The organism is Rhodococcus sp. 14C212 (genome assembly GCF_011058195.1).
Taxonomy (GTDB): domain Bacteria; phylum Actinomycetota; class Actinomycetes; order Mycobacteriales; family Mycobacteriaceae; genus Rhodococcus; species Rhodococcus aetherivorans.
Genome location: NZ_JAALEH010000043.1, coordinates 39,538 through 45,979 on the forward strand (window position 1 = coordinate 39,538; position 6,442 = coordinate 45,979).

The 6,442-nt window shown below is 70.6% G+C and carries 8 protein-coding genes; 2 read left to right on the top strand and 6 right to left on the bottom strand.

The features are described 5' to 3' along the window. Positions 1–53: 53 nt before the first annotated feature. From G6038_RS18610 to G6038_RS18635, 6 genes are all read right to left on the bottom strand, one after another. Complete coding sequence (locus G6038_RS18610) at positions 54–1,091, bottom strand: alpha/beta hydrolase (protein WP_165039279.1); 1,038 nt, start codon at positions 1,089–1,091, stop codon at positions 54–56. Positions 1,092–1,162: 71 nt separating this feature from the next. Beyond that, entirely contained in the window at positions 1,163–2,065 is a 903-nt protein-coding gene (locus G6038_RS18615; protein ID WP_165039280.1) for a diiron oxygenase, read from the bottom strand. Positions 2,066–2,147: 82 nt separating this feature from the next. After that, on the bottom strand, positions 2,148–2,441 hold the full coding sequence (locus G6038_RS18620; protein WP_165039281.1) for a DUF2516 family protein: 294 nt from the start codon (positions 2,439–2,441) through the stop codon (positions 2,148–2,150). Positions 2,442–2,517: 76 nt separating this feature from the next. After that, positions 2,518–3,348, bottom strand: a complete 831-nt coding sequence (locus tag G6038_RS18625) for a heparin-binding hemagglutinin (protein ID WP_165039282.1) — start codon at positions 3,346–3,348, stop codon at positions 2,518–2,520. 1 nt (position 3,349) lies between these two features. Next, complete coding sequence (locus G6038_RS18630) at positions 3,350–3,898, bottom strand: helix-turn-helix domain-containing protein (protein WP_165039283.1); 549 nt, start codon at positions 3,896–3,898, stop codon at positions 3,350–3,352. Between the two features lie 60 nt (positions 3,899–3,958). After that, complete coding sequence (locus G6038_RS18635) at positions 3,959–5,230, bottom strand: DUF445 domain-containing protein (RefSeq protein WP_165039284.1); 1,272 nt, start codon at positions 5,228–5,230, stop codon at positions 3,959–3,961. A 140-nt stretch (positions 5,231–5,370) separates the two neighbouring features. On the opposite strand from G6038_RS18635, the gene G6038_RS18640 reads away from it, so the two are divergent. Then, positions 5,371–6,111, top strand: coding sequence for a TetR/AcrR family transcriptional regulator (locus G6038_RS18640; protein WP_165039285.1), 741 nt, complete (start codon positions 5,371–5,373; stop codon positions 6,109–6,111). Between the two features lie 41 nt (positions 6,112–6,152). Further along, positions 6,153–6,442: DUF4873 domain-containing protein (locus G6038_RS18645; RefSeq protein WP_165039286.1), on the top strand; the 290-nt coding region annotated here is incomplete at its 3' end.

The following is a 6,442-nucleotide window of genomic DNA, read 5'->3' on the forward strand; positions in this document are numbered from 1 at the left end:
CTCCCGGTGGACTACACCGGTGGTTCGGCGCCGCGCCCGCCGCGGATGGGACCTCAGGCGCCGGCCGGCATGCGATCGCGTTCGGCCAGGTGCAGCAGTTCGTCGTCGAAGGCGTCGATCGCCTCGACCGAGCTCATGTGCCCGATCCCGTCGAGGACCACGAGCCGCTCGAGGTGCCCGCAGGTCTTCAGGGTCTCGGCGAGCTTGCGGGCGTGCACCGGCGGAGTGAGCCGGTCCGCGGTGCCGACGAGCACGGTCGTCGGGACCGTGAGGTGGTCGAGCCCGTCGCGGATGTCGAAGGCGCTCAGCGCGGTGCCCCAGTTGCCGCGGGCCCGCGGCGTGCAGCCGAGCACGATCTTCTCGCAGAAGGCCACCTCGGCGGTGCTCGAGCCGGGCGCGAGCGCGACATACTTCAGGGCCCGGGTGGTGACAGGGGAGGCGACGAGCGGAAGGGCGGCGCCGAGGAGCCGCCGCGCGACGGGCTCCTGCACCCGCCCCAGCCGGGACGGCAGCAGCGCGGCCTCGGCGAGCAGGCTGTCGGTGCCGGTGCTCGCGAGCAGCGCACCGGAGGCCTTCTCCCGCACCTGCTCGGGGTGGCGGCCGGCCCACGCGATGATGCTCATGCCGCCCATGCTGTGACCGGCAAGGACTGCCTTGCGGCCGGCCGGCACCGTCGCCTCGAGGACCGCGGCGAGGTCGTCGGCGAGGACGTCGGGGCCGAAGGTCCGGGTACCGAGGTCGCTGCCGCCGTGTCCGCGCTGGTCGTAGGTGATCACCCGGTAGCGGCCGGCGAGGGCGTTGATCTGCGGGATCCAGTAGTCGGCGTTGCAGGTCCATCCGTGGCTGAGCACGATCGGGTCGGCGTCCGGGTCGCCGTAGGCGCGGACGTTGAGGTGGGCACCGTCGTCGGTGGTGATGTCGATGACGTCGGGTTCCACCGTCGGCGGCGCGAGCAGTGCGTGCGGGGGCCGGTCGGCGGCGCGCAGCACGGCGCGGCGACGGCGGGCGCGGTAGACCACGACGCCGGCAACGGCAGCGGCGCCGGCCACCCCGGCGATCGCCAGGGTGGTCCTGCGGGACGGCTTCTTCACCTGTGTTGTTCTCCTGGTTGCTGGAACGACGGCCGTCGCGACGTGCGGCGGCCGGGGGGACGGTCGCGCGGTCACAGGACGTGGGCGCGGCGGAGCAGCAGGGTGGACGGTCCCCCGATCAGGCCGACGTCGTCGAGGAACTCGATCGTCCGTCGGGCGCCCTCGCGGAGCCGGTCGTGGTAGTGGGTGTTGGCGCGGACCGCGGCGGTGGCCTCGGCGACGTCGAGTCCCGCGGCGGCGTAGACGTCGTCGTGGACCAGGCTCGTGACGACGAAGTATGCGGAGATGCCCAGCTGCAGCCGGACGCGTGCGCGGTCGGCGCGGGAGAGGTGGCGCGTGCGGCGGACGATCTCCTCACGCGCGTACCGGATGTGGCGGGACTCCTCGATCACATGGATGCGGCTGACGGTGCGGGTGACGGGCTGGACCCGCTCGTCGCGCATGAAGTCGCGCTGCATCATGTCGAGGATCTCCTCGGCGAACAGGGTGCCGCCGAAGGCGAGCGCCCCGCTCGCGGTGGCCTTGAACAGCCGGCCGCTCTCCCGGATCCAGCGCTTCGGCCGGTAGGACGGGATCCCGAAGTGCTGTGCCGCGCGCGCGAACATCGTCGAGTGCCGGCACTCGTCGGCGATCTCGGTGAGCCCGAATTGGACGTAGGCGGTGGCGGGGTCGTGGCGGTAGAGGTCGCGCACGAGCATCTGCATCAGGATCATCTCGAACCAGATGCCGGTGCCGGCGATGCTGGCGGCCTCGTGCTGGGTCAGTACGATCCGTTGCCGCTCGGTCATGGACTCCCACAGGGCGGTGCCGTAGAGGCTGCTCCATTCGGGGGTCATGCCGTACTTGTCGGCGGGGACGGGGGCGTCCCAGTCGATTTCGAGGCCCGGGTCGTAGGAGGAGCGCGCCGCGGACGCCAGCAGGCGTTGGGCGGTGTCCTGCCGGTCGGCGGTGCGGACGGTCCGGGTGAGCGCCATCGTCGATCACCTCGTCTCGGTAATTACCCGTTACTCGAAGTGTCACCAACCTGGCGGCGCTTGTCAAGGCTCCCGTGGACAGCTACCAGCGCCGCTTCTGCACCTCGTCCACCCGCGGCCGCACGTCGACCAGGTACACGCACACGGCGATGACCGCGATGATCCCGAGCATCATGAAGGTGCCCCAGAAGACGACGATCACCAGCAGCGAGGCGGCGAGGATGCCGAGCCACACCGGCTTGGTGAGCTTGTCGACCGCGGGGAACGCCTCGGCCGGCTGCCGCACGGCATGCAGCAGCGCGAAGCCCGCCCCGGCGAGCGCGACGATCTGCAGAGCGAAGATGATCAGGGCGGCGAGAGAATCGACGTTGGGCACGTCCCCATGGTACGAGCAACGGCCCCCACGCGGAGGTCGCGTGGGGGCCGTCGGCGGTTCTACCGACCGGTCGCGATCAGGCGCCGGTGGTCTTGCGCGGCGCGGCCTTCTTGGCGGGCGCCTTGGCCGGAGTCTTGGCCGGAGCCTTGGCCGCAGCCGGGGCGGGCGCCTTGGCCGGAGTCTTCGGCGCGGCAGCCTTCTCCGCGGCCTCCTCGAACTTGGTAGCAGCCTCGTCGAGCTCGAGCGCGGCGGTCTCGACCCGGTCGGCAGCCTCCGCGGCGGCCTCCTGGGCCTGGCCACCGAGGTCGAGCACCCGCATACCGGCCTCCTCGCCGGCGCCGGAGATGGCCTCGCCGACCTCGCCGGCGGTCTCCTCGATCCGGCCGGCGGCGCGCCCGGCAAGCTTGGCAGCCTGCTCACCCACGGCGCGGGTCTGCCGCGCCACGGTGCCGAGAGCATCCTCGGTGAGCTCGACGGCATCGCCGAACGCGGCCTCCGCGCGGCCGATGCTCTCCTCCACGACCGGCTGCTTGCGCAGTCGCTCGATGGTCTCCTCGCCGCGCTCGGCGAGCGCGGTGTAGATGTCGGAGGCCACCTTCAGGTATGCCTCGGCCACCTTGCGCAGCTCCTCGGGAGTGAACTTCTCGCGCAGCTCCGCGAGATCCTCGGGCAGCTCGGCCGGCAGGCCCGCGAGACGCTCGCGCAGGGACTCGACGTTCTCGGTCAGGTCCTCCTGGAAGTCGGCCAGACGGCCCCGGGCGCTGTCGACCCGGTCGGTGACGTCGGTCTGGGTGTTCTCGGCGCGACGGCGGGTCCGGGCCACCACATCGGCCACGGCCTGGACCACGGCGTCGCCGGCGCCGACGGCGGCATACAGCGGGGTGGCGAGGTTCTTCGGATCGGTCATGTCAGTTCTCCTGTTGATCGGGGTCGGTCGCGCCCTGGGGGGCGGCGGCCTCGGATGCGGACGTCTCGGGTGTGGATGCCCCGGGCGCAGATGTCCCGGGTGCGGATGCCGCCCCGGACGGGGTGGAACCGTTCTCGCGGCAGAACGATTCGTAGATGTCGAGCAGGACCTGCTTCTGCCGTTCGTTGAGGACGGCATCGGCGAGCAGCGCGTCGCGCACCGCGCTCTGCGGGCGTTGCTCCAGGATCCCGGCCCGGACGTAGAGGACCTCCGCGGACATCCGGAGACCCTTGGCAATCTGACCGAGCACCTCGGCCGAGGGCTTGCGCAGCCCTCGCTCGATCTGGCTCAGGTAGGGATTGCTGACGCCGGCGAGCTGGGACAGCTGACGCAGGGACACCTGCGCCGCCTCGCGTTGCGAGCGGATGAAACTGCCGATGTCCTGGGCGGCAGTGCTGACCACCCGGGTAGCGATCTCGGTGGCGCCGGACGCGTCATCCCTGTCACCGTCCCCTCCGTCGGCGGGTTCACCCGATTCCTTCGTGGACACAACCTCAGCGTACGCGCCAGTGCTAGCTGTAGCAAGCACCTTGCTAGCACGTGAGGCGTGTCACGCGAACAGCAGGTTCGACAGGGTATAGATGGCCAGGCCCGCGAGCGAGCCGACCACCGTGCCGTTGATGCGGATGAACTGCAGATCGCGTCCCACCTGCAGCTCGATCTTGCGGCTCGCCTCCTCGGCATCCCAGCGTTCGACCGTCTCCCGGATCACCGCCGTGATCTCGTCGGCGTAGTTGGCGGCGATGTACCGGGCCCCGTCCAGCAGCCAGCGGTCGAACTTGCCGCGCAACTCGTGGTCCTCCATCAGTCGCACTCCGAAGTGGATGACGTTCTCGGTGACCTTCGTTCGCAGCGTGCTGTGCGGATCGTCGACCGACTCGAGGATCATCCGCTTGGCCGCCCGCCACGTCGCGGAAGCCAGCTGCGTGACCTCCTCGCGGCCCATGATCTCCGCCTTGACCTTCTCCGCCTTGGCGATGGTGACCGGGTCGTGCTGCAGGTCCCGCGCATAGTCGGCGAGGAACCGGTTCGCGGCCGCACGCACCTCGTGGTCGGGGTTGGAGCGCACCTTCCAGGTGAACTCGACGAGCTCGCGATGAATCCGCTCGCCGAGCAGCAGGTCCACGAACTTCGGCGACCACGACGGCGAGTCGCGGCTGATGATGCGGTCGATCGTCTCCTGGCTGCCGAGGGCCCACTGATGGGCCCGTTCGGCCAGCATGTCGATCAGCGGCATCTGCCGGTTCTCGGCGAGGAGCTCGGACAGCACCCGGCCGATGGGCGGACCCCACTCCGGCTCGGCGATGCGCTTGACGATGGTGTTGTCGATGATCTGCTGGATGTCCTGCTCGCGCAGGACCGTCACGAGGCCCCGCAGCACCGTCGACGTCTCCTGCGCGATCCGCTCGGCGTGATCGGGCTCGGCCATCCAGGTGCCCAGGCGCAGCGGGATCCGGGCGTTCTCGACCTTCGCCGACACCACCTCCGGGGCGAGGAAGTTGGAGCCGACGAACGAACTCAGGCTCGCCCCGAGCTGATCCTTCTTCCGCTTGATGATGGCCGTGTGCGGAACAGGGATCCCGAGCGGATGCCGGAACAGCGCGGTGACGGCGAACCAGTCCGCGAGCGCGCCGACCATTCCGGCCTCCGCGGCCGCCCGCACGTACCCCACCCATTCGCCGGCACCGCGCGACTCCTGCCACCGGCAGAACAGGTAGACCGCGGTCGCCGCGAGCAGAAAGCCGGTGGCGACCGCCTTCATCCGGCGCAGATCCCTGCGCTTGGCTTCATCGTCGATGCTCATCAGCTGCACCTCCACCATTGTGCCGAACCCGCGACCCGCGGGGGCGGGACACGGGTTCGGCACACCGCCTCGCCTACGAACGGGACATCCGCACGGGGTGCGGCACACCCCCCTTATAAACTGGGCGGACGATCGACAGCGAACGGATGTGCCACCCAGTGCCGAACCACCGAGTTCCCCAGCCCCTGCCCCCGACCGACACGCCGGTCCCGACAGCCGCCGCGCCGACCAAGCAGGACGGGCGCAAGCGCCGCTGGCACGAGCACAAGATCGCCCGGCGCGAGGAACTGGTCGACGGCACGATCAAGGCGATCCGGTCCCGCGGGCGCGACGTCGGGATGGACGAGATCGCTGCCGAGATCGGCGTGTCCAAGACGGTTCTCTACCGGTACTTCACCGACAAGAACGACCTGACCACGGCGACCATGCTCCGGTACGTGGAGACGATCCTGGCTCCGCGCATCTACGCGGCGGTGGCGGAGGACCTCGACGAGTACGACCTGACCCGGGTCGCGATCGCCACGTACGTCGAGACCGTCGCCTCGGATCCCGAGGTGTACCTGTACGTGATGACCAACAGCGCCGCGGCCGGGCGCGACGTCGTGGCGAACTCGGAGCGGATGATCGCCGAACTCGTCGCGACGGTGATCGGCGAGCGGCTGCGGCATCTGGAGATGGACTCGGGCGGCTCCGTGCCGTGGGCGTACGCGATCGTGGGCGCGATCCAGCTCGCCACCCACTGGTGGATCTCCAACAAGTCGATGTCGGCGGAGGACCTGACCGACTACCTCACCATGATGACGTGGGGCGGAATTTCCGGGATCGCCGCCGTCGGCGGCTCGCCGGCCCGGTTCAAGAGCGGGCCGCACCCGCTGCTCCCGGAAACCGGCACGCCGTGACCCAGTTCCTGTAACTGACGTTTACATGTAAAGTCGCGGGCATGTCCGACCCACACGACGACGAACCCGACGGCTACCGCGGCCCCGCCGAGGTCACCGTCGGCGAGCAGCACGCCACCACGGAGGTGCAGCTGGGCGGGGCGTTCGACCCGATCAGCGGCCGCTACCGCTGGCGTGGCCGGATCCGGGGCCTCGCGGCAGCCCTGCCGCCGGGCACCGACCTCTCCCCCGGCACCGACGTCCGCCTGACCGTGCCCGGCCCGGGCGGCCCCGCCCCGGCGACCGCCCGGATCACCGAGACGGACCTGTGGGGCAGCCACATGGTCGACGG